Source organism: Paenibacillus sp. FSL R7-0204 (genome assembly GCF_038002225.1).
Taxonomy (GTDB): domain Bacteria; phylum Bacillota; class Bacilli; order Paenibacillales; family Paenibacillaceae; genus Paenibacillus_AQ.
Map to the genome: position 1 here is coordinate 6,777,504 of NZ_JBBOCA010000001.1, position 23,226 is coordinate 6,800,729.

The following is a 23,226-nucleotide window of genomic DNA, read 5'->3' on the forward strand; positions in this document are numbered from 1 at the left end:
GATTGTTCTATTGAACATGAACACTGCTGCTCCGCCGCTGTCTGCATTCATCGCTGAACAGGGCAGCGCCGATACCCGGGAGCAGCAGGTAGCCTGCGAACTTATAGGTCTGACTGAACGCATCCACAGCCGCCTGCTGCTGTCTTATTACCCCGGCCCCCGCCTCTGTGCCTGCGGAATTCGCCGCGCTCAGCTCCCGGGTTGTATTGTGCTGGAGCACAGTGACGATGATGGCCACACCGAGCACACTTCCCAGCGCCTTCGCCATATTCGTCACCCCCGAGGCGATGCCGACCTTGTCTTCAGGAACAACCCGGATCGCCGATGACATCACAGGCGGCATCGAGAGTCCCACGCCGAAGCCGGTCGCCGCAAGCCGGAGCATCACCGCACCCAGCGTAGAATCGGCCTCAAGTCCGCTCATGGAATAGGTTGCACCGCCAACCAGCACCATTCCCGCTGCGGCGAACAGACTGCTGCCGTATTTCGCAGAGAGCGGTCCGGATACAGCCGAGCTGGCGATGGAGCCTAAGGCCATAGTTGAGAGGACCAGCCCTGCCTTCAGCTCCGATACCCCCATCACCCGGGTCAGATAAAAGGAGGTCAGCAGCGAAATATTCATCAGCGCCGCCCCCAGCACGATCATTGATACCGAGGTACTGTTGAAGGCTCTGATCTTCAGCAGGGATAGGGGCAGCATCGGCTCCTTCCCCTTAGACTGCGTAAGAAAAAAGAACACCACAAACAACACCCCCGCAACCATCAATCCCAGGAACGGGCGCGAGCTCCAGCCGTAGTCCTGCACTTTTATCAAGGCATATGTAATGCAGAACATCCCTCCTGTAATCCCCAGCATTCCGCCATAGTCTATGGACCTTCCTGCTGAATCATCCCGTGACTCCTGAATGAACATAGCGGTCAGCCCTATACTCAACAGCCCAAGCGGTACGTTCACAAAAAAAATCCACTCCCAGCTCAGCTTCTGTGTCAGTATTCCGCCAAGCGCCGGACCGCTTGCCGCAGCCACTCCCGAGACGGCCCCCCATATGCCTATAATCAATCCGTGCATTTCTTTGGGAAAGGTGGTGGTGCTTAGCGGAATGGTAACCGGCACAATAATGGCTCCCGCCAAGCCTTGAATGACCCTGAACAGAATCAGCATGCCTAGGGAAGTGGAGAGTCCGGCCAGCAGAGAGCTCAGTGTGAACATCCCCACGCCAATGAGAAATACCTTCTTCCGTCCGAACTGATCGGCCAGACGCGAGGCAGTCAGGATAAACACGGCAAATGCCAGGTTATAGCCGTTCATCACCCAGGATACCTGCGACACACTCCCCCCGAACTGGCGGGTCATCTCCGGCAGGGCAATATTAATAATGGTCGTATCCAGCAGCGCCATGAAAAATCCCAGCACAATCGCCGTAAAGGATAAAGCTCTGCGCATTCCAATCCCCATTTTGTTCATCTCCCGAAATATGAAATATAGTTCATATTCAGATTATATGAACCCAAGTTCATATTTGTCAATCAGAAAATGAACTAGGGTTCACCTTTTATTGACAGCGTAAAACCGCTCCACTACAATTTGTACTATGAGGGGGACCTTACGATATGGGTGAAACAGAGGACAAGATTAGAACTCCGCAGCAGGAGCGCAGTATACGAACGAAGGAAGCCATTATCCGGGCCGCGATGCAGCTGTTCTCGGACAAGGGCTTCTATCAGACGAACACAAAGGAGATTGCAGCAGCAGCCGGGGTCTCGACCGGGAGCTTCTACTCCTATTTTGTGGATAAAAGGGCCGTATTCATTGAAGTGCTCCACAAATACGGGGATGAGCTGATGGCCGAGGTCGAGCGGTCGATGGCAGAGATTAATTTCAATACGATCGAACGTACGGAGCTGATCCTGCATCTGATAGACACGCTTCTGCTCTCGCATAAAGCTTTTATCGGGTATCACAAGGATCTTAACATTATGTATCACAGTGATGAAGCCATCAAGCAGTTGATGGATGCCCAGTACGAGTCCGGCCGGCTCAAGACGCTGTCCTATCTTCAGATGGGGCAGGATGAACTGAAGACTGCGGATATGGAGGCAGCTTCGATCATTGTGTTTGAGTCCGTGAGTGCTATTGTTGACTTCATTTCCTTCTCGCCGCAGCGGATCGCTGTGGACCGGCTGAAGTCAGAGCTGGTTCATATGCTGGTGCAATATCTGTACAAGTAACAGCAGTGTTTTCTCTATAGATTCCCGCAAAAAAAAGAGCAAGCCCGCAGGGTACCCCGCAGCTTGCTCTCCTCTATTGACCCTTACGGATCAGCGTTTATCCTTCCAGAAATTGAGCGGCTCCATATCCTTCGTAATGAGCTTGAAGGTATAGCCTTCCTTCTTCAGCTTCTCCAGAATACGCGGCAGCACCTTGAGTGTAGCCTTCTGGTCATGCATCAGAATTACCGGGTTGGTCTTGGACGCCTTCAGCTTATTTACCTGATCCATCACGGTGTTATAGATTCTGTCGCTGTTTTGCTTGTATTTCCAGTCATAGGAATCCACGTTCCAGTCCCAGAGATGATATCCCTGCGTCAGAACTTTATCACGGAAGGACTTGGTGAAATAAGGCTTGCTTCCGTATGGCGTACGGATCAGTGTGGTGCTTACTCCCGTCAGCTTCTTCAAAGTTGCATTGGCCCCCGACATCTCGGCAAGCGCCGCTGCAGGAGAGGCATAGAACTTCTCCTTACGGTGGGTCACGCCATGCAGCGCTAAGCCATAACCTTCCTTCGCAATCCGCTTCACCTGGGCGGGATGCTCATTCATGTTGTTCCCCAGCATGAAGAAGGTCGCCTGTACGTCATATTTACGCAGGATATCCAGCAGCTCGCCAGTCGTTGCCGACGGGCCGTCGTCGAAGGTCAGGTATACGGTCCGGCCCGGCTTGCCCGTCTCAGTGGGTGTAACCGGAGTAGCAGGAGTCGTTGGAGCCACTGGAGCCTTCGGCTTCAAGTCGGCAGCATATTTATCGGTAAACGCTGCATCGGTAAGCTGCGCCGAGCCGTCCTTCACACGAAGTAAATATTTATCTCCCGCATAGGAAATGCTATACCCGAGGTACCCGCTGACCTTCAGCGGAGCCATGAGCTTGCCGTCCTGTACAAAAGTGCTCATAGGCACGGTCGTGCCGTCCTTCAGCACCGCACCCCCGTCCTTGCTTAGCAAGGTAAGCGAACCAGTCCCGCCGGCTACGTGAATCCCTTCCGTCAGGCCGGTAAGGGTCCATTTCAGTTCATCCGCAAGCGCACGCAGCGGTACATAATAAGTGCCTTTAACGGATACAGCTTCAACCTTACTTAATTTATCGTTGACTCCGAGTTTAAGAATAGTGCTATCACCTTTAGCGTTAGCCGGGACCTGCACAAGCCCCATAATTAGGAATAAAGACATGAATAAGAGCAGAATTTTCTTGATGCGCACAGCAGCAGTCTCCAATCTATGTATATTTGTCTATCACTTTATCATATATACTTTCAACGTAATTTGAGAGATTGTAACCGCAAGCTAAGAAATTGTTACTCTTATGCAATGATAAATGAGGGTTCGCCATTATTTTCAGAAAGCACGCAATTCTCGTCGAATGCTGTCACAGCAGGCGTTACACGGTTAAATCAGCGGTTTTTGGCACAGAATAATTGTGACAAATTTAATAACAATATCGGAATTTTGAACAAAAATTGAACAACCTTAAAATTAGCTAAAGTGCGCCACTACAGTGATCTTTATCATACCCTTAGGGAGTTGTAACAATTTGATCACACATATTTAACTTGTTCGCCATTTTTAAGGTCTATTTTATATAATTATACAAAATATGTATTTTGCATTATGGGTAAGTAGTTCTTACTATAGATACAGATCAATGTACTTCCGTTAATGAACGGCGAATGAAAAGTAGTATTGAAGGAAGGAGTTCTATATGAAAAAAAAGGGACCGTTATACGCTCTGTTTCTAAGCCTGATCCTTCTCCTGCCGGGATGCAGCTCAATCGCTGTTCTGAACCCGAAGGGGCCGTCTGCCAGAACGTTATCTGACACCATTATCCTCTCAATTATTGTAATGCTTGGTGTTCTGGCAGTTGTCTACATCCTATACATCTTTGTATTGGTGAAATACCGTGCGAAGAAGAGTAATGAGGGTTACATTCCAAAGCACGAGGAAGGCAATGTAGTCCTTGAGGCGATCTGGATTATTATCCCGATCATTATCGTAGCCTTCCTGTCTGTTGTAACCGTCAAGACGACAAACGAAGTGGAGAATGTGGCTGCGGATTATAAAGATCAGACTCCGCTGGTCATCTATGCGTCCTCCTCCAACTGGAAATGGCATTTCAGTTATCCGGAAGAAGGCATTGAAACAGTTAACTACGTGAATATGCCGGTACACCGTGCAGTTGAATTCAGAATGTACTCATTCGGCACCATTACCAGTCTCTGGATTCCACAGCTTGCCGGTCAAAAGTACGCCATGAGCGACATGCTGACAACGCTTCATCTCTCCGCTGATACAGAAGGCTCTTATATCGGAAAGAATGCTAACTTCAGCGGTAAAGGCTTCGCCCACATGGAATTCGAAGCCCTTGTCCTGAGCAACAAGGGTTACGAGGACTGGGTGAAGGAAGTGAAGGAAACCGCACCTAAGCTGACTGAGGAAGAATTCAAGGGCCTGCTGGCCACGGATTACCTCGGACGCAAAACGTATTCCTCCACCCATCTGGAGTTCAGTCCGCCTCCTGGAGACCACGGCGAGCATATGAGCGGCGGCGGCAAAGAGATGGATATGGACAACGGCAATCAGGAGCACCAGGATAACAAGGAAATTCATCCGTCTCCCGAGCCGTCCAGCGGCACAGAATTTGACAGCAAGCCTGATCCGGAAGTCGATCAGCCGCTGCCAAGCTCCCCTGTGGATGAAAGCACACATGAAGGACACTAGCTCTCTGAAGAGCTTAATGCAACACACTGAAAGGAGCTACCCTAATGGATTTGGACAAATTTAAGGTTCACGGCGAACCCTTGATATACGGGGCCATGATCAGTATTGCACTGGCAACCATCGGGATTCTCGTAGGGCTTACCTATTTCAAGAAATGGGGCTATCTGTGGCGCGAATGGCTGACCACGGTTGACCACAAAAAAATCGGGATCATGTACATCCTCGCGGCGCTGCTGATGCTGTTCCGCGGCGGTGTAGATGCGATGATGATGCGTCTGCAGACGGCTGCGCCGGAAATGAAATTCCTCGATGCGCAGCATTACAATGAGGTCTTCACCACCCATGGTCTGATCATGATTCTCTTCATGGCCATGCCGTTCATCATCGGTCTGATGAACGTAATCATTCCGCTGCAGATCGGCGCACGGGACGTTGCCTTCCCGCGGCTGAACGCCGTCAGCTTCTGGCTCTTCTTCATGGGCGCCATGCTGCTGAACATTTCCTTCGTCATCGGCGGCTCGCCGGATGCAGGCTGGTCAGCTTACTTCCCGCTGGCGAGTCTTGAATTCAGCCCGACCGTAGGGAACAACTACTACTCTCTGGCTCTGCAAATATCCGGTATCGGTACGCTGATCACCGGGGTTAACTTTATTGTAACGATTCTTAAGATGCGTGCACCAGGCATGACGCTGATGAAGATGCCGATGTTCACCTGGTCCGTACTGATCACCAACGTTATTATTGTCTTCGCCTTCCCGGTTCTGACCGTAGCGCTGGCGATGATGATGTTCGACCGCCTCTTCGGCTCCCAGTTCTTCACGATGGCCAACGGCGGGATGGATATGCTTTGGGCCAACCTGTTCTGGGTCTGGGGACATCCGGAGGTCTATATCGTAATCCTTCCGGCCTTCGGTATTTATAGTGAGATTATCGCTACCTTCTCGAAGAAGAACCTGTACGGCTATACCTCCATGGTATTCAGTATGCTGATCATCTCGCTCTTGTCCTTCCTCGTATGGGCGCACCATTTCTATACGATGGGTCAAGGTGCCATGGTCAACAGCTTCTTCTCGATTACAACGATGGCCATAGCAGTACCTACCGGGGTCAAAATATTCAACTGGCTATTCACCCTGCGAAAGGGCAGGATTACCTTCACGACCCCGATGCTGTATACATTGGCCTTTATCCCGATCTTTACGATCGGGGGGGTAACGGGCGTCATGCTGGCGATGGCCAGCGCCGATTACCAGTATCACAACACGATGTTCCTGGTTGCGCATTTCCACTACGTGCTGATTCCGGGCGCTGTGTTCGCCGTTATCGCCGGGTTCCACTATTGGTTCCCTAAAGTGTTCGGCTTCCGCCTGAACGAACGGCTGGGCAAGCATGCCTTCTGGTGGATCATCATTTCCTTTAACGTTACCTTCTTCCCAATGTTCTTCCTGGGACTGATGGGAATGACACGCCGTCTGTATACCTACTCTAAGGAATCAGGCTTCGGTCCGCTCAATATGCTAAGCTTCGTCGGGGCTGTCGGGCTCGCCATCGGCTTCGTGATCCTGGTCTACAATATTTACTGGAGTACCCGCTACATGCCAAGAGATACAACCAACGATCCTTGGGATGGCCGGACGCTCGAATGGGCTACGCACAGCCCAATCCCGCTCTACAACTTTGCGATTGTGCCTAAGGTTGAGACGCGTGATGCTCTATGGTCTGCGAAGCAGGAGAATATCCCGCTGTATACAGACACCAAATACACCAAGATTCATATGCCAAGCAATACCGGCAAGCCGTTCATACTCGGTGTAGTCTTCTTCTTCCTTGGCTTCTTCCTGGTATTCAGCATGTGGATTCCGGCGATTGTCGCAGGGATTGGAATCCTGGTCGTGCTGGCCTTCATGTCCTTCGATAAGGACCAGGGCTACTACATTCCTGTAGAAGAGGTTATAGCTACAGAAAAGAAACTGATGCGGGGTGAGACTGTATGAAAATAGATGCGTCCAAGCCGCTCGAATATTCAACGGAAGAGAACAGTAACAAGATCTTCGGCTTCTGGGTCTTTCTCGGAGCCGAAATCCCTCTCTTCGCTACGCTATTCACTGTATATTTCGTAATGGTTAACCGCTATGCCAGCGGACCGAGCGGCAGCGAGCTGTTCGAGATCGGCCCGGTGCTGATGGAGACCTTCCTCCTGCTGTCGAGTTCCTTCACCATCGGCCTTGCTGTCCATGCTATGCGGCACGGCTACAAGAAAGCCATGATGGTCTTCATGGCGATTACGCTGGTGATGGGTCTGGCTTTTGTCGGTATCGAAATCGACGAGTTCTTCACTTACGTGCATGAAGGAGCTACGCTGCAGACCAGCGGCTTCCTCTCCAGTCTGTTCATACTACTGGGAACGCATGGTCTTCACGTCAGCTTCGGTCTGCTGTGGGGAATTGGTATTATGATTCAGCTGTGGAAGCGCGGCATTACTCCCGCTACCGCCAACAAAACGTTCATCTTCTCCTTGTTCTGGCACTTCTTAGACGTGGTCTGGATCTTTATCTTCAGCTTCGTCTACCTGAAAGGACTGATGTGACATGATGAAGCAACTATTCCCAATTAAGCATGTGATGGGTTATGTAGCCTCTCTGGTCCTCTCTGCCGCTGCACTGATTGTTATTTATGGAGACCTGTCCTCCAGTGCCAATATGGCGGTGCTGCTAATCACAGCGCTGATCCAGGCTTCCTTGCAGCTGTTTGTGTTCATGCACATCGGAGAATCGGCCGATTCCAAAAAAGAACTGTATATCAACATCGCATACGCCATGTTCGTGGCTCTGGTCACGATCTTCGGCACCCTGTTCATCTTCGTATGGGGCTGGTATGCTTAGCCTGTAAGAAACAGAGGAGCGTTATGCTCCTTCTAGTAATCTATAAAAAAAGCGGTCCGTATCCGGTAGATTTACCGGTACGGACCGCTTTTTTTGAATTTTAAAGTTTACCATCATGATAATGTTCTACTTTAACTGAACTATACTGCTGCTGCTGCCGCTGTCGTCCCGCTCCGTATACGCGAGCTGCTTGCCCGAGGGACTCCACGAGGTGGTCATCGTCCCTTTGCTCTCCGCTATCTGGACGGACTTGTCAGAAGACAGATCGTAGACATATAAGGTATTATTCGTTGTACCGTTCTCCTCAATAGTTACACTATAGGCGACCAGACGTTGGTCTGGAGACCAGGAGACGGCCCCAAGCTCGGCGCCTTCCACCAGGGTCCGCGGATTCTTACCGTCAGTGCCGCTGAGCAGCAGCGCCTGGGTATTCTCCTTATACTGCAGGATCAGCATTTGTTCTTCGTCAGGTGAAGGGATTACGCTGCTGGTACCCGGAATATTCAAGTCAGCCTTCGCCTTAGTATTCAGGTCCAGGGTGTGCAGCGAGTCCTTCGAATTACTGGTGTAATAGATCTTATCCTTGATTTGTCTTACAACAATCAGTCCTTCCCCGCCCAGTCCTTCCACCGGTGCGATCTTCATTGAGGTAGTCGCTGTATAAGCACCCCCGCTGTATGCAGGACCCACTACCGTATCCTTATCCGCCCAATCGGCTCCCATTGCCCCGGCAATGTTATCGCCCTTGATGGTGAACGTCTTCTTGGACCCCAGGTCCATTACATTGTAGACTGGATCACCCAGGGAGAATTCACTATAGAGCAGAAATAACTGATCGGCGGACAGCTTGGCATCCCCCAGCATCATGTTCGCCTTCTCTGTAATCAAATCGTATTGGCCGGTATCCAGATGGAAGAAATACAGGCTCTGCGGATAGGAACCCTTCAGCTCTCCTGAGCTGATCGGCCCCAGCTTATCGTTCTGCTTGGACACGACAACGGTTCTATCGTCCTTCCAGTCGGAAATTGCTATTTTCTCATACTGTTTACTTTCCCCTACCGTTACCCCAGCAGCTACAGCAGGTGCCGGTGTAACCTTTGGCCCTTCCGCAGGCTGGGCAGAGGCTTCTACAGGAGCCGCTGTTGGCTGTGCGCTGGGGCTAACCGCCGGAGCACTAGCCTGATTCGAGCTACAAGCTGCAAGTGTCATTAACAAGGCTGGAACTACCGCCAGCTTCCATGTTCGGGTGTTCATTATAGAGACCGCCTCCTTGAGGTTAATTATAATACGTTCAAAAGCCCGGCTCCGGTGAGGATGCCCGCGAATCTCCAGGGTTCCTCGGCCGAATCGGGCCAAGCTTGTGTCTATTATAGCAGTTACAGCCGGAACCTAGCCAGATGCTTCTGCAGGTCCTCGGCCAGGGTAGCCAGATACTGTGCGGAAGAGGACATCTCTCCCATCGCTGTCAGTTGCTCCAGGCTTGCTTCGCTGGTGTCCTGAACGTCTGCGGCGCCTTTGCGCGAGATTTCATTCACCGTCGACATAGACTTGGCTACTTCCTCCGATTCTTGCGCGACATGGCCGATAACCTCTGTAATCTGCTCTGTCTGCTCACTGGCCGCCTGAATGGAAGTCTGGATCGCTGTAAAGGCTTCCGATACCACTTCACTCTGTGCTACGCCATGAGAGACAATCCCGGAGCCCTGCTCCATAGATTCAACGGCACTGGCGGTCTGCTGACGGATATGGTTAATGATCTCCGTAATCTGCAGCGAGCTTGTTCCGGTAGCCTCCGCCAGCTTCCGGATCTCACCGGCAACTACTGCGAAGCCACGGCCATGCTCACCCGCCCGTGCCGCCTCGATGGAAGCATTCAGAGACAACAGATTGGTCTGGGTCGCAATCTCATTGATGGTTGTAATAATCGTATTAATCTCTTCGGACAGGCTGCCCAGGTTGCCCACAATCAGCCGGCTCGCCGAGACACTGGAGTCAATCTCCCGCATCTGGGCCAGAATCTGCTCTACTGCGTACACACCGCGTTCCGTGGAGGAGGCAGCCTGTTCCATCAGGCGGGTCATTTCATTGCCGCTATGCCGGGCTTCGGCAATCTCATAGGACATCGTCCGTACAGACTGCGTAGTAAGGGTAATGCTCTCTGCCTGCACATCGAATCCGGCCGCGATCTCGCCTGAGGTCTCAGCGATCATCTGTGAGGCGTGTGCGGTCTGGTCGGCACTGGCGCTCATCTGCTGGGAGGAAGCCGAGAGAATCTCGGCGCTCTCCGAGACGCCGCGCATCATATTTTTCAAGCCGTCCAGCATGGTGTTAAACGAAGTATTGATCTGGCCGATCTCATCCTTGGACCGGTAAGCGGCGGAGGCCGTCAGATCCCCTTCTTCCGCACGCTTCATCAGCCCCTGCAACTCCTTCAGCGGTCTCGTAATCAACCGTGTGATGATCACACTTAGGACAATACTGAGCAGCAAGGCCAGCGCAATCAGAATGCAGCTAAGTGTAACAGAGCTCTTGGCACTGTCAGCCGTCCGTGTATTATGGGCAGAAGCATCCTGAATGAATAACGTCGCTGTCTCTTCAAGCAGCCGGACCATTTTGTCACGCAGCTCGTTAAAAGTCTTGCCCGTGAACACCTGATACCCTTCATCGTTAAGATCGTTATCGGCCAGATGGATAATATTATCACGCTGTGAGCGGTAATCCGGCAGCAGCAGGGTATATTCGTTCACATAGGCTGCAATCTTGTCATTGTTGAATTCAATCTTTTTCAGTTCGGCCATCAGCTCATTGTTCGTCTGGATGTTCTCCTGAATTCTCGCCTTCAGCTCCTGCTTCTTGGCGTCATCCGTGGTAATCAGATCCTCCAGCAGAAAAGACTCAATCGCCCGGTTATTCCCGCGGATCTCCGTTACGAAATAAATCGGCTGCAGGTTCTGCCTGTACGTCTCTTCAGACCTGTCCGCCATTCCGGTTGTCGTCAGAATACCTGTTGTTCCAATCCCGATCAGCAGCAGGATAACCACCGCTATCAGTACAATCATTTTATGCTTAATCTTCAGATGTCTCATTTCCCGTTATCCCGCCTTCTCGAATCTAGCTGTAACCTTATTTATCGGAGAATAACATCGAATAGTTGATGGCCTTGCTAAGAAATTTGTCGAAATATGAAGAAAATTATCGTTTTAGTAGAGCGCTATCCCTTAATTATAATTCCATTCACTCTTGAAGCAAGCCATATTTCTTGCGGAATCTCTGCAGCACCTTGGTCCACCCTCCGGCCAGCACCGCTAAGAAGAATACATTCGACAAGGCATGGGCCAGATCGAAATAAAAGCTTGCGGCAAACGTAACGGCAACCAGCCGCCAGCTAAAGGCATCCGGCAGACTGAGCAGGACCCAGATATTCATAATCCAGCCGAACAGGAACCCCCAGATGAAGCCAAAAATCAGCAGCCCGGCCCGCCGGCACAATAGCCAGCTCCTCCGTAGCCACCCGGCTGTAAGTCCGGTCATGCCCCAGGCAAACATCTGCCATGGTGTCCAGGGTCCCTGCCCGAAGTAAATATTAGAGACCAGCGCAGCGATTGCACCGATGACGAATCCCGCCTCTGCCCCGAAGACATAAGCGGAGAGGATGACAACGGCTGACACAGGCTTTACCCCCGGCAATGCGGCAAAAGGAATCCGGCTGACCGCAGCAATAGCGGACAACACAGCCAGCAGCACGAGTTCACGGGACTTGCGCGGGCGGCGCTCCAGCCGGATGAACAGCGGCAGGAGAGCGGCCAGCAGCAGCACTACGCTAAGCAACACATAATGCCTGTCAGTGAATGCTGCGGTAAGCGCAAGCCCGGCGATGAAGAGTCCCAGGGCAATTAGCAGCGGTATGCGGAAGCGGGCCATGTGCGAATCACATCCTCTATTGTCAATGCCTGTGGCAGCCAGTCCCGCACCATCCGGTTGACTGCCGTGGTATAGAAGTAATTGCTGCTGAAGAACTCAGCCGGTGTGCCCTCTGCCGTAATCCCCCCATCAAACAAGAGTGCACAGCGTGTTGCATGCTTAGCCGCGAACTCTACATCATGCGTTACGATAAGAATACTGATTCCCTGCCCGCGTAATTGCTGAAGCAGGCCAGCCAGCCTGTCTTTGGCGGCCGGATCAAGCCCCTTGGTCGGCTCATCCAGCAGCAGAATATCCGGCTTCATGAGCAGCATCATGGCAAGCGCGGTCTGTTGCTGCTGCCCGCCGCTGAGATCATGCGGATGACTCTGCAGCACCTCACGGAGCTGAAACACTTCGAGCAAAGCCTCAATCCGGCTTGCTGCTGCCTCAGGGGATAACCCGGCGTAGCTGCCCATATGCTGCAACTCCTCAGCCACCGTATCATAACTGAAATAGAGCAGCGGATTCTGCGCCAGCAGGCCGGTAGTCTTGCCCTTAGCCAGCTCTATCTTGCCGCGCTGCGGCTTCATCAGCCCGTTCAGCACATGCAGCAAGGTGGACTTGCCTGCGCCGTTCCCGCCCATGACTGCCAGGAGCTCTCCCTGCTTAAGTGTCAGCGAGAGCTTCCTCAGGACCTCCCGGCCCTCCTTCTCATACCGGAAGCTCACTTCGCGGCAGGTGAGCAGAGACGCTGCGGCCCTATTCAAGTTATTAACCAGTTCAGCGCCTGCGGCAGCGTCCGTTCCTGCCATCAGGGAATGCAGCCAGCGTCTCCCCTCACGCACGGTCAGCGGAATATTCTCCGGCGCAGCCGAATCCGCTTCCGGGGACAGAGACAAATAGAGCCGTGAGGCGGCTGGCAAGTAACGCCCAGCCGAGGTTAAGGCCCCGCTGCCGGTCTGCCGGGCGAACAGACGGGGAGCGGCATCTGCCAGCAGCTTGCCGTCTTCCAGCATCAGCACACGATCAGCCAGCGGCAGCACCTCCTCCAGCCTGTGCTCGCTGATGATCACCGTGACCGCCATTTCCTCGTTAAGCCGCTGCAGCGCCATAATGAATTCCCGCGCAGCAACAGGATCAAGCTGGGAGGTTGGTTCATCCAGCAGCAGCACCTTGGGCTGAAGAAGCAGTACTGAAGCCAGGTTCATGAGCTGCTTTTGTCCGCCTGACAGCTCATGTACCGGACGGTAGAGCAGCGGCTCCAGCCCGAACAAGCCGCAGATCTCCGCCAGCCGGGTCCGCATGACAGCAGGCGGTAGCCCCAGGTTCTCCATGGAGAAGGCCAGTTCATGCCAGACCGTATCCATCACTATCTGTGCATCCGGGTTCTGGAAGACCATCCCGATCTCCCCGGCGGCCACCGCTGCCGGAAGCCCGGACAACGGCTGCCCTTTGTAGGTCAAGGTTCCGCTGGATGAACCTACCGGGGCGAGTTCCCGCTTCAGATGGCGCAGCAGGGTGGTCTTGCCGCTGCCGGACGGGCCGCAGAGCACGACAAATTCACCCTCTTCTATAACGAACGATAGCTCATGGAGTGTGTCCCTGTCTTCTTCAGGGTATCGGAAGGATAATTGCTGTGCTTTGAGGATCTCCATAACCATTTCTCCTTTCCTTCCAGCCCGGCGGGAATGAGCACGAACAGGCAGAAGCTGCCGTACATGACGGCCTCCTGCCAGCCGAAGTCCGCCGGTCTCATCCGGGGATAGATCTCCAGCTTGCCGTAGCCCTGCACCCAGAACAGCAGCGTAACCACACCGCTAACGGTTAACAGCAGCATCACCAGCTTATCCTGCAAATCGGCCTTGTATATCGTGTAAGTGCTGCGTTTGGTGCTGCCGTAGCCGCGGGCTGTCATGGAGTCTCCAGTCTGGAGGGCTTCCTCCAGAGACCAGGTCAGCAGCACTTTGAGCAGCGTCATTCCGTCTGTCATTCTTTTCTTAAGGCTTCCCGTACCGGTATCTACCCCGCGCAGACGCTGGATAAGGGTAATCTGGCGCAGCCGCCGCTGGAACAACGGCACGAACCGGATGGCCATCAGCGTCAGCAGCGCCGTTCTCGGCGCAGCCGCCGCGAACAGGTACATGAATTTATCAGTGGTTACCGTGTAATTGTAGGATATAAACCAGATAAAAATAGTAAGCAGCATTGTCATCATCATGAGTCCATACAGCACAGCTTCCAGTGTAATAGGCTGATCCAGCCAGTAGAACAAAATATGCGCACCTCTATGCGAGAACAGCGGGTTCAGCAAGGCCACGGAAGCTGCCATCAGCAGCATAAAAGGCAAGCCGCGCACCAACCTCCGCCCTTGTCCCTGTAAGAGCAGCAGCGCCAACAGTCCGGCTATCTCTGTAGCCAGAAATAACGGATGGAAGACCAGCAGGGCGAATAGCAGCAGCCCTGCATAATACAGCAGGGCTACTACCGGATGCATGGAACGGAAGCCGCTGCTCATGGTGCTTTGGCCCCCAGGTCTTTGCCTAGATCAAGCGTATACAGCCACTCGATGGTATCCCCGGGCTCGACGATCCAGCTGCCCGCAGCCTTGGACGGAAATTCTCCATTGACCTTGTACATCCAGCCGCTCTCTGCCCCGTGGTCACTCTCGTACAAATTATCTATACCTTCCACGTAAGCAAATGCCTTGCTGCCCTGATATTCCATCTGAATCTTCTGCCCCCGTGTAATCCGCTTCAGCAGGTCCAGCACACTCTCACCCTTCTTGATCTCGTACTGGGCGGCGGCCAGAATCACGCCATGCTCCTCATCTCCGGTGATGGAGAGGGTGACCACGTTGTCCGGCTTGGGCGTGGCCGCCGGAGAGCGCGTAGCGGCTGGCGGCTTAGCCGTGGCCGCTGGCACGGGCTTGGGGGTCGGCGGCTTGGGTGTGGCCGCCGGCTTGGCGGGCTCGCTCGCGCCCGCCGAAGGCTGCGTCGCCGCTGCGCCTGGCGACGCCGGGGACTTGGCGGGCTTGCTCGCGCCCGCCGGTGGCTGCGTCGCCGCTGCGCCTGGCGACGCTGGAGCTGCCGTACCATCCGCAGGGGCGGATGGTACGGCAGTGCCCTCAGCGGCTCCCGGCAGCGGAGCCGCTTCGTCTCCAGGCCGCGGCGTCTGCGCGGCCGGGGTCCCGGCGGGCGGCTGCGTGCCGCTGCCTGCCTGATCCGGCTGCGCAGAGGAGCAGCCGGGGAGCAGCAATACCATCAGCAGGAGAAGCAGCGGAGCCAGCCTTCCCAGGCCAATTTTAAATTGATTGAACATTACCTGCACACCTCCACAAAAAGGGGAAAGAACGGGGGCAGTCAGCCTGTTCCCCGTTCCTTCATACACCTTATGCTTACTTTTCAACACATATCCAAACGAATTCCAAGTAAATCCGTCACTCTGACGAGCCTTCAGCGCTTCGGCAACCCTATACGCCTCAACGGCTCATCGGCACGAATACTTTAGTTGGATTTTCTACACTTCATTATCCTGATTACGCATCTATACAGAAATTAGTTGGATTTACAGCATCTAATTCTGCCCACAACCCATCATACGGGAGCTTCGAGCGTGAATAAGTGTTGTTTTTCCAACTAACTCCCGCTTTGCAGCAAATCCTGCCAGATTAGATGTCATTTATCCACTTATTGTCCGCCCCAGCGTACAGCACCCATCCTGCAGCGGAATGGAAATTCCAACTAAACTATACCATCCCCTACTCTTACTCAACTATGGCAATCTAACCGCTACAGCAGCAGCCATCTCACGGGTTACGACAGCAGTAGGCTCGAATGCGCCACCGGTGCCGCTCATATATCCAAGTCCCGTTACCGTACGGACAGCGGATATTGCGTAGTCACTAATCTTATCTTCGTCGCTGAACTTACCAGCGCCTGCTCCTGCTCCAGCTGCATCCAGCTTAAAAGCTCTAACCATCATCACAGCCATGTCCTGGCGCGTAACCAGCCCGTCCGGTTTGAACGTTTTGGCCGTCACGCCGCTGATGATTCCAAGCTCCTTCGCCCGGTTCACTGTTCCATAATACCATGTACCGGCCTTAACATCACTGAAGGCCCCAGCGGAAGCCGCCGCAGACGGCTCGTTCCCGGTTAAGCGCAGCAGCAGCGCTGCAAATTCAGCACGGGTAATATTCTTTTTCGGTGCAAACAGCAGACTGCCCTCACTCACACCATTCATCAGCTTGCGGTCATACGCCGTGTATACCGACTCCAGCGCCCAAGGCGAGATCGACTTCACATCGGCAAAATCCGGACGGTCCGCCGCCGCAGAAGCCACCGTTACCGGGACTGTATGACGCACGATGGCCGGGGTTTTATCCTTAAGATATCCTGTAACCGTCAGAGTGTATTTATTCGCTGGAAGACCACCAGCCACAACAGCCAGGCCCGCAGCATCTGTAACTGCCGTTTTGCCGCCGATGGTTACCTGTACGCCTGCTGACGGTGAAGTTACCGGATCGGAGGTGAAGGTCGCCTCATTCCAGACCCATTGCTTCTGGGTTACCTGCACCTTCAGATCTTGTCCAGGCTGCGGCTGTGCGGGAGTCACAGTTACAGCATCAACCACCTGCGTGTTGTCCCCGCCATAATAGACCACAATGCGGTCATTCTCCTCCAGCGCGAAGTCTCCCATCCCTACACTTGGATAGATCCATGCTCCGCCGCGTGCGACTACATACATCCAGCCATCATATCCGCCAAAAGTACCCGCAACCACGCCGCCGATCCCCGTCACATAATTGCCTGCTTCATTGACCAGGGCCAGGCGCTTGGCTGCTGCTGTCTTTTCCAGTGCCTTAAGCACATTTCCGGCGTACACGCTGCCCTCAGCCAACGTTCCATTCGGACCTTCAACTGTAACCGAGACACTTACCTGAGGATTCTTCACTGGTGTGCCGCTAAAATCAAAGAGCTTACCGCCTGTTCCAAACAGCTTGTACGCTACCAAAGCCTCCAGTGCCTGCTCCGTTGAGAGCGGATTGGAGCTGCCGCCCGCAGTGTGGACAAATCCGCCATCTGCTGCGCTGAAGCTCAGCAGCTTGCTGACCAGATTAATCTGGCCTTTCGTATACTCTGCTCCCGCCGGATCAATGCCGAAGGCAGACAGACCGATAATGGCCTGAGCTACACTCTCACTGCTCTCGCCATATCCGCCGTTCTTGTCCTGTGCCTTAGCCAGCCAGGCAGCCGCCCGCTGACCGGCAGTATTCACTGCTGCTTCCTGCTTATGTCCAGCCAGTGCGGTCAGCACCATCGCTGTCATATCCGGATCACTCGCACCCGTGGTCAGGGTGAAGCCGCCGTCCGGGTTCTGCTTCGCCAGAATCTCTGCCAGCAGCTTAGACTGTGTCCATTTCGCATTTGCCGGGATTGTATAACTGCCGGAATCCAATGCAAGCAGGGCATAGACCGGATTATTCAGCGTCTGGCCGGTAATTGCTTCGTGATTGTAGAGCTTCTCGATCAGGTTATAGCCTGCCACATTCGCCGGGTCGCCGCCCAGTGCCTTAACGGCAAGCGTGATCCGGGCATAGTCCGTAGCTCTGGCAAAAACCCCCTTAGCCTCAGCCACCTTACCCTCAAGCGCCTTCAGATAGCTGGCTGGAACCTTGTAGCCTGCTTGCGCAAGGCCAATCGCCTGCCAGTCCGACTGGACTCCGTTCTTCAGCATGAATTCTGCAGTAGCATAGACCGCAGCGGTTACGCTGGCTGCCTCACTTGCGGGCAGAGCGGATACCGCAGGTGCGGAAGTCACGCCTGCCTGTGCAGCAGCAGCTTGTCCTGCCGGGGCTACAGCTGCTCCAAGCAGTGCAAACAGCATAATGACAGCAAGTCCCAGCCGTGTGAACCTGGATGATAGAGAATGGTTTTTCATAACTAACCTCTTTCCTGAAATAGAATGGATAAATCCTGCTTCCTCCGCAAAGAGAGCAGCAACCTAAAGACCGCCCTGTGCAGGGCGGCCGGGGAAGAACTTTCGCACAGGGCGGCTGAAGGGAGCGATTGCTCTCCCACATTACATATAGCGTATACAGCCCTCGCCAATATCAGCATCTGCTCCACATTCTTACCCCCGAAGAATAGAAACAACATCAAAAAAGGCAGATCTCCTGGCTCATACTTCACCGCTTCCCCCGCCTTCCCATCCGAATTAGCAGACAGTGGCTCCTCAGGAGTTGCTCCGTATTTACAGTGGCGGGACCGCGCCGGACTCGCACCGGGCTTCCCTTTTAAGCAGATTCCTCTGTTAGACATAGCCCTGCCAGCTTCTGCTAGCGACAGCACGCGGTCTCTAAGGCAATCTGCACCTTTTCCTCAAGCTTATTAAATTTTAATATTCTCAAACCATCATATCGACTATCCCCCTGTATGTCTATAGACAAGCTATATCTATTCCAACTCCCCCAAGGCTCAGCCCATTCCGCACAAAAATCCTGAACAGCACATGCCCGCTCCCCCGGCACACCGTACTATTCAGGACTATAAAAAGTTACTCTTCTGCTGCTAATCAACACGTTGGCGGTACTAGCGGAGACAGCGGCAGCTGGCGATTGTATTATGTACATTAGAATTCGTGTAAAAGCAGCCGATAACGCATTCTGCTGCATTTCATACAATCGATTGTGGCAAATAACCCTCCGCCGGGCCAAATTCCCAAAATCTAATGTACCGAATACAACAGAACACCATATAAGGCTCGATATGCCTCATTCTAGTGTACAAAGTGCAATCGAGCAGCTTCTTTCGGACATCAGCGTACCATTAGGCTACAATTCACATATGTCGATTGAATTACTCTGAGCACTACCCGATCGCGTTAGTTAAAAGCTTACGCAGCCTGCTTATGGCCGCTGTGTTATTCCGCATCCGTGTCCGCTTCCGGGCTTGCGGAAGCGGATGGCTCCGCACTAGGCGCGGCTGTAGCTGTAGCTTCCGGAGCGCTGCCCGGATCTGCCGCCAGCTTCAGCGAGTATCTTCCGGCGGTGATCATATCGCCTGCCGCCAGCATCGCGCCTGCTGATAGCTCCACCGTAACCTCGTATACGCGTGACGGAGGAGTTCCCGCCGCCGCTGGAGAGGCGGCGGCTCCACTGTCCGCATCGCCGTCCGCTCCGGCTACTGCTTCACCCTTCGCATCACCGTCTGCTCCGGCACCTGCCTTACCGCTCGCATCACCGTCTGCTCCAGCACCTGCCTTACCGCTCGCATCGCCGTCCGCTCCGGCACCTGCCTCAGCCTTGGCATCGCCGTCCACTCCGGCACCTGCCTCAGCCTTGGCACCGCCGTCCACTCCGGCTCCTGCTTCACTCTTCGCATCGCCGTCCACTCCGGCGCCTGCTTCACCCTTCGCATCGCCGTCCACTCCGGCGCCTGCTTCACCCTTCGCATCGCCATCTGCTCCGGCACCTGCTGCAACCTGGCAACTGCTAACCGTTGCCTTAACCTCGTAGTCCGTAACGCCGCTGGCGGACTCCACGCCGATTCGCTCCGGCTTGAAGGCGGAGCATTCCGCCGCATCAGTGAAGCTGAACAACAGCTTCACGCCGTTATTCTTACCCGCTTCTCCGCTTCCCGCGACACCGCCGTTATTCCCGCCAGTCCCTACATCGGCACCGCTATTCCCGCCAATAAGCCGGACAGAGACCGGGGCCGCTACAGCGGCCCCCCGGTCACTGCCGGAAGCGGGCTGGGGCTGACCACCGGCGCGGCTGTATCCTTGCCGCGTCCCCCTAGCTGGCTCAGCAGGATAACCGCCGCAATCAGAATGATCCCGAGGATGCTCCCTGAGATCAGGATTTGAAATCGGCTGCGGCTGACCCACCGCGCCAGCGGCGAAGCCAGCTGGGCGCGGGCTTCATTGTAGACAGTCTGCATAGCAGGCGTTGCTGTGTCGAGATGGTTTTTGCGGAATTCCCGGTTCTTGAACGCCTCGCGGTCGCTCTTCAGGAAATATCTCAGCACAGCCCGCTTGTAATTCGGCCACAGCTTCTTGCCAGAGCTTGCGAACAGCCAGCTATGCTGCGACCAGTCCAGGAACCGGTACACCGTCTCCTTGTCATTGCCCGCCTTGCGGACCACCAGATCCAGCAGCGCATCATAATCCAGCGGCCCGCCTTCACGTTCACTGCTGTGATAGAAGGCCAGCGGCAGCCGGTCGAACGGCTCAAGGCTCCGCGCTTCCTTCAGCCACCGCGCGCCGAGCAGCTGTACATCGTCCAGCTCACGCGGCGTCAGTCCGGCAAAAATCTCCTCGTCCGGCGACTCCTCCCCGAACCAGCGGTAGGCTGCACGAAGCGCATTCGCTTTGCGCTTCGCAATCGCATCGAGCGGCGGCTGCCAGTCTGCCGTATCCCGGTAACGCAGGAACGAGATCTCCAGCAGCTGCTCCATCGTCAGCTCGTCCAGCGAGATCCGGTTCAGCAGGAAGCGGTCAGCAACCGTGCCGAGCTCCTCCATAACGGACAAGGCCTCCGGGTATACGCCACCTCTGCGGCGCTGCTTCTCTGCCTGCTGGACCGCTTCATGAACAGCCGTTACCGCCGCTACCGGATCGGATTCCCGCTGCAGCTTCTCCAGCAGATATTCCTTGAAGGTATCCCGTACCGCTGCCTGCTGAAGCACCTCCGGAAGACTCCGGCCAAAGTGGCCCACGAGGCGGAGGATATCCGCAGTTCCGGCAGCGGCTGCCAGCCGGGATTCCAGATACGGCTCGAACAGCGCTCTGCGGAAGAGAGATTGGGACAGCACTTTTTTGAAGAACGCCTCACTAAGCTCCGCATCGCTCTCAATAATCCCGTAAGCCGCCGCCAGCACATCCTCCCGGCCCCCGGACTGGCAGTTCAGCATCCCGTTGATGAAGTAATCGACGATCTTTACCCGGTAATTATGGCCCGGCAGCGCGTAATACGCCTTGAACTGTTCCAGGATCTCCGTTGACGGAATCCCCTTCTTGCGGATCAGATCATATTCGCGGTCGAACCGCTCCAGGAACATATCATTCAGCCGCACCCGCGAGTCCAGCTTCCCCTCCGGCTTCAGATAGGACAACAGGCCGCCGAGTATAGCGTTCTTGTTATCTGTATATAAGGCTTCGTTGCCTTGCTCAATTTCATAAAAGACCGCCAGCTCATTGTAGAGCGCCAGCGACAGCTTACGGTCCGCACTCTCCCCGAGCAGCAGGCTGTCGGCAAACTTAGCGAAATCACGGAGGCTTCCGCCCTTCTCCACCAGCGTCTTCCAGGCCAAATCGGCATAGATCTGCCGCGACTCGCCGAAGTCGGTATTCAGGAACCTTGCCCCTGCCAGATCGAAGATATAATCCTTCTCGATATTCCGGTCACCCGGACGCAGAGAGCCCTTCTCCACGAAGGTCAGGTGAATATATTTGCGGCTCTGCGGCTCCTTGGCATACGTGATCACTCCCAGCCTGCGGCGGAAGTCATACGGCAGCGCAGCGAAGATGACCTCCGTCAGCCGGGCCGCACGCTGCGACAGCTCACTGATGGGTACATCCAGCGCTACATAGATTTTCTTCTTCCCGGCTACGGACAGCATCACTGCCTGCAGCAGGGCTTTGAACAGCTCTTCTGTGAAGCCTAGACCGGACAACACGCTGCGCGGGTCTGACGGCTCGTCCAGCGGACGTGTTGCCTCAGGAATCGAATCCAGTTCAGGCAGTGTCCCACCAGGCTCCCCTTCATAGCTCCGGGCAAACCCCGCATGCAGCCAGTCCCCGTACCCCTCGACAATCTCTTCGGAGCGGATAGGCGGCACCACGAAATTATGGGCAAAAAAAGCGCTCCGCTGCCCCGTAAAATCCGCCGCCAGATAACGGCTCTCTCCGATCACAGTCTCGTTGCTCTCCGTATGGAACAGGTGCAGCGCAGGAGGATACAGCTCCTCATCCTTCTCGCCGCGTGCCGTAAGCTCAGCCGGGGCATCGTAGAGGCAGAAGGGATGCAGGATTTTTTTGACAAAATTATTATCGAGACTCTCCGATTTCGCTACCGTATCGAAGCCCTCTGTCGACCGGTATACGCCACGGCGCTCGCGGGTATACATCTGCTGGGTGATCATGGACCCTGACAATCTGTTCACGGCCCGTCGCTCCCCTCAATATAATTCAGCTTGTGCAGCAGCCAGATGAACGGCTCATCCACCCGGATCGGGCTGACTACGCCTTCCACCTTCTGATTGACTGGATTGCTGCCCAGCGCAGACACGGCGAAATACCCGGTATTGGCAAAATACACATCCATCGTATCCTTGAACGGACGGTCCACCTTCTCAATGAAGCGCCGGATTTCACCGTCGATGTTGTGGAACTCGTCCAGGTTCAGCGTTTTGCGGTGCACATAGTTGTTGAACACATTGCTGTTCGACTTGATATAGTCGCCATCCTCATCCTTGAGGGAGTGGAGCATATCGCTTTTGGCCAGGACGACTGCGGTCGGAATCTCGGTCTTGCTCTTCTCCTGATATGCGATGAAATCACCGAACATGGTCAGCACCACATCACGCGGCTCATCATACTGCGATACCCACTCCCCCGGGCGGTCACCGAAGTTAATGCGGATCTTCTCCCGGACCGAACGGATCTGCAGCGGATCGACCATGAACAGAATCCCTGCGGAGTTCTTGATATGCTGGCCGTGCAGGCCCAGATAATCCTGATCGACCATGCCTTCACCGGCCACATCGAAGAACACCAGCGTCAGCGGGGGCTTGGACTCATCCTTGAACACGAACTGGAAAATAAACGGCTCCTGCATCTTCTCCTTCTGGGTAGACGCCAGCAGATCCCCCCGCTCGAACAGCGGCTCCTCATACAGGGTGCGGAATTTGCGGCTGATCTCGGCATTCAGCGGCATACAGGCTGCGTCGAAATGTCCTGCCGTTGTATGCTGGAGCGTATGGATCAGCGAGGTCATATAGACAGACTTCCCGACCTGGGAAGCTCCGATAATCGAGATAATATTGCTAGGCACCTTGCCGGCTGTTACAGGCAGCTCGTTATGGCAGGACGGACAGAGCCGTCTGCGGGTCATCACCCCATAGCGGTCGGTGAGCCCGGTCAGCACGTTGTCGGTATAATGATGGTACTCCTCCGGGATATCCGCCGGCTGCAGAACCGCTTCCATATCATCCACCGTATCGAGGCCGAAGCGCTCCCGGTATTTATTCAGCAGATCATCCTCACCGAGCGCATAATTCTCATCATCCTCACGGCTGTGCATGGCCCGGAACACCACTTCCTCCGGCTCAAAGCGCGTGAAGCAGAACGGGCAGACAATATCGTAATACAGCGGCCTCGCTGCGGGCTGATTCTTCTTCATGAAACGGCTAAAAAAAGACATCTCTCATCCTCCTCAGGGTTGTGTCAGCACCC

General features: G+C 54.4%; 17 protein-coding genes and 1 riboswitch. Of the genes, 5 read left to right on the plus strand and 12 right to left on the minus strand.

Annotation, left to right across the window (positions count from 1 at the left end; all coding sequences use genetic code 11):
* Window positions 1-7: 7 nt before the first annotated feature.
* On the minus strand, window positions 8-1,456 hold the full coding sequence (locus tag MKX42_RS29315; protein WP_340756662.1) for an MFS transporter: 1,449 nt from the start codon (window positions 1,454-1,456) through the stop codon (window positions 8-10).
* Between the two features lie 155 nt (window positions 1,457-1,611).
* Here MKX42_RS29315 and MKX42_RS29320 point away from each other — a divergent pair, with 155 nt between their 5' ends.
* Window positions 1,612-2,229: a TetR/AcrR family transcriptional regulator gene (locus tag MKX42_RS29320; RefSeq protein WP_340756663.1), complete on the plus strand. Its 618-nt coding sequence runs from the start codon at window positions 1,612-1,614 to the stop codon at window positions 2,227-2,229.
* A gap of 90 nt (window positions 2,230-2,319) precedes the next feature.
* Here the strand turns inward: MKX42_RS29320 and MKX42_RS29325 are convergent, their stop codons facing one another.
* On the minus strand, window positions 2,320-3,474 hold the full coding sequence (locus MKX42_RS29325; RefSeq protein WP_340756665.1) for a polysaccharide deacetylase family protein: 1,155 nt from the start codon (window positions 3,472-3,474) through the stop codon (window positions 2,320-2,322).
* Between the two features lie 499 nt (window positions 3,475-3,973).
* Between MKX42_RS29325 and qoxA the strand changes: the two genes are divergently transcribed.
* From qoxA to qoxD, 4 genes are read left to right on the plus strand one after another with little or no spacing between them, the layout of a single operon-like run.
* A complete protein-coding gene (gene qoxA / locus MKX42_RS29330) occupies window positions 3,974-4,990 on the plus strand; it encodes a cytochrome aa3 quinol oxidase subunit II (protein ID WP_340756667.1) in 1,017 nt (338 codons plus the stop codon).
* Between the two features lie 44 nt (window positions 4,991-5,034).
* Window positions 5,035-6,984 carry a cytochrome aa3 quinol oxidase subunit I gene (qoxB, locus tag MKX42_RS29335; RefSeq protein WP_036693561.1) on the plus strand — a complete coding sequence of 650 codons (1,950 nt, stop codon included), beginning with the start codon at window positions 5,035-5,037 and terminating at the stop codon, window positions 6,982-6,984.
* Entirely contained in the window at window positions 6,981-7,577 is a 597-nt protein-coding gene (gene qoxC, locus MKX42_RS29340; RefSeq protein ID WP_036693560.1) for a cytochrome aa3 quinol oxidase subunit III, read from the plus strand. Before qoxB ends, qoxC begins: the two co-directional genes overlap by 4 nt.
* A 1-nt stretch (window position 7,578) precedes the next feature.
* A complete protein-coding gene (gene qoxD, locus MKX42_RS29345; RefSeq protein WP_340756670.1) occupies window positions 7,579-7,872 on the plus strand; it encodes a cytochrome aa3 quinol oxidase subunit IV in 294 nt (97 codons plus the stop codon).
* 126 nt (window positions 7,873-7,998) lie between these two features.
* Here qoxD and MKX42_RS29350 read toward each other — a convergent pair whose 3' ends face one another.
* The 10 genes from MKX42_RS29350 to MKX42_RS29395 all read right to left on the minus strand — a co-directional run bounded on the left by MKX42_RS29350 (window position 7,999) and on the right by MKX42_RS29395 (window position 23,194).
* Window positions 7,999-9,126 carry a hypothetical protein gene (locus MKX42_RS29350; RefSeq protein ID WP_340756672.1) on the minus strand — a complete coding sequence of 376 codons (1,128 nt, stop codon included), beginning with the start codon at window positions 9,124-9,126 and terminating at the stop codon, window positions 7,999-8,001.
* Window positions 9,127-9,248: 122 nt separating this feature from the next.
* Entirely contained in the window at window positions 9,249-10,958 is a 1,710-nt protein-coding gene (locus MKX42_RS29355; protein WP_340756674.1) for a methyl-accepting chemotaxis protein, read from the minus strand.
* A 148-nt stretch (window positions 10,959-11,106) separates the two neighbouring features.
* Entirely contained in the window at window positions 11,107-11,793 is a 687-nt protein-coding gene (locus MKX42_RS29360; protein ID WP_340756675.1) for an ECF transporter S component, read from the minus strand.
* Window positions 11,766-13,430, minus strand: coding sequence for an ABC transporter ATP-binding protein (locus MKX42_RS29365; RefSeq protein WP_340756677.1), 1,665 nt, complete (start codon window positions 13,428-13,430; stop codon window positions 11,766-11,768). The genes MKX42_RS29360 and MKX42_RS29365 overlap by 28 nt, the downstream gene beginning before the upstream one ends.
* Window positions 13,346-14,290 (minus strand): energy-coupling factor transporter transmembrane component T, encoded by a 945-nt coding sequence (locus tag MKX42_RS29370; RefSeq protein ID WP_340756678.1) that lies wholly within the window; start codon window positions 14,288-14,290, stop codon window positions 13,346-13,348. Before MKX42_RS29370 ends, MKX42_RS29365 begins: the two co-directional genes overlap by 85 nt.
* Window positions 14,287-15,093 carry a DUF4430 domain-containing protein gene (locus MKX42_RS29375; protein ID WP_340756679.1) on the minus strand — a complete coding sequence of 269 codons (807 nt, stop codon included), beginning with the start codon at window positions 15,091-15,093 and terminating at the stop codon, window positions 14,287-14,289. Before MKX42_RS29375 ends, MKX42_RS29370 begins: the two co-directional genes overlap by 4 nt.
* Before the next feature lie 453 nt (window positions 15,094-15,546).
* Entirely contained in the window at window positions 15,547-17,712 is a 2,166-nt protein-coding gene (locus MKX42_RS29380; RefSeq protein WP_340756681.1) for an S-layer homology domain-containing protein, read from the minus strand.
* Window positions 17,713-17,920: 208 nt separating this feature from the next.
* Window positions 17,921-18,114: riboswitch (cobalamin riboswitch) on the minus strand.
* Between the two features lie 579 nt (window positions 18,115-18,693).
* The gene (locus tag MKX42_RS29385) at window positions 18,694-19,380 is read right to left on the minus strand and encodes a hypothetical protein (RefSeq protein ID WP_340756684.1); all 687 of its coding nucleotides are present in this window, start codon (window positions 19,378-19,380) and stop codon (window positions 18,694-18,696) included.
* Between the two features lie 110 nt (window positions 19,381-19,490).
* The gene (locus tag MKX42_RS29390) at window positions 19,491-21,935 is read right to left on the minus strand and encodes a GAP1-N2 domain-containing protein (RefSeq protein ID WP_340756685.1); all 2,445 of its coding nucleotides are present in this window, start codon (window positions 21,933-21,935) and stop codon (window positions 19,491-19,493) included.
* On the minus strand, window positions 21,932-23,194 hold the full coding sequence (locus MKX42_RS29395; protein ID WP_036701281.1) for a hypothetical protein: 1,263 nt from the start codon (window positions 23,192-23,194) through the stop codon (window positions 21,932-21,934). The genes MKX42_RS29390 and MKX42_RS29395 overlap by 4 nt, the downstream gene beginning before the upstream one ends.
* Between the last annotated feature and the right edge of the window lie 32 nt (window positions 23,195-23,226).

What these genes read in the sequence shown, in the direction of transcription:
- MKX42_RS29315 (WP_340756662.1), bottom strand. Translation starts at nt 1,456, where the DNA reads ATGGGGATTGGAATGCGCAGAGCTTTATCCTTTACGGCGATTGTGCTG.
- MKX42_RS29320 (WP_340756663.1), top strand. Translation starts at nt 1,612, where the DNA reads ATGGGTGAAACAGAGGACAAGATTAGAACTCCGCAGCAGGAGCGCAGT.
- qoxA (WP_340756667.1), top strand. Translation starts at nt 3,974, where the DNA reads ATGAAAAAAAAGGGACCGTTATACGCTCTGTTTCTAAGCCTGATCCTT.
- qoxB (WP_036693561.1), top strand. Translation starts at nt 5,035, where the DNA reads ATGGATTTGGACAAATTTAAGGTTCACGGCGAACCCTTGATATACGGG.
- qoxC (WP_036693560.1), top strand. Translation starts at nt 6,981, where the DNA reads ATGAAAATAGATGCGTCCAAGCCGCTCGAATATTCAACGGAAGAGAAC.
- qoxD (WP_340756670.1), top strand. Translation starts at nt 7,579, where the DNA reads ATGATGAAGCAACTATTCCCAATTAAGCATGTGATGGGTTATGTAGCC.
- MKX42_RS29350 (WP_340756672.1), bottom strand. Translation starts at nt 9,126, where the DNA reads ATGAACACCCGAACATGGAAGCTGGCGGTAGTTCCAGCCTTGTTAATG.
- MKX42_RS29355 (WP_340756674.1), bottom strand. Translation starts at nt 10,958, where the DNA reads ATGAGACATCTGAAGATTAAGCATAAAATGATTGTACTGATAGCGGTG.
- MKX42_RS29360 (WP_340756675.1), bottom strand. Translation starts at nt 11,793, where the DNA reads ATGGCCCGCTTCCGCATACCGCTGCTAATTGCCCTGGGACTCTTCATC.
- MKX42_RS29365 (WP_340756677.1), bottom strand. Translation starts at nt 13,430, where the DNA reads ATGGAGATCCTCAAAGCACAGCAATTATCCTTCCGATACCCTGAAGAA.
- MKX42_RS29370 (WP_340756678.1), bottom strand. Translation starts at nt 14,290, where the DNA reads ATGAGCAGCGGCTTCCGTTCCATGCATCCGGTAGTAGCCCTGCTGTAT.
- MKX42_RS29375 (WP_340756679.1), bottom strand. Translation starts at nt 15,093, where the DNA reads ATGTTCAATCAATTTAAAATTGGCCTGGGAAGGCTGGCTCCGCTGCTT.
- MKX42_RS29380 (WP_340756681.1), bottom strand. Translation starts at nt 17,712, where the DNA reads ATGAAAAACCATTCTCTATCATCCAGGTTCACACGGCTGGGACTTGCT.
- MKX42_RS29395 (WP_036701281.1), bottom strand. Translation starts at nt 23,194, where the DNA reads ATGTCTTTTTTTAGCCGTTTCATGAAGAAGAATCAGCCCGCAGCGAGG.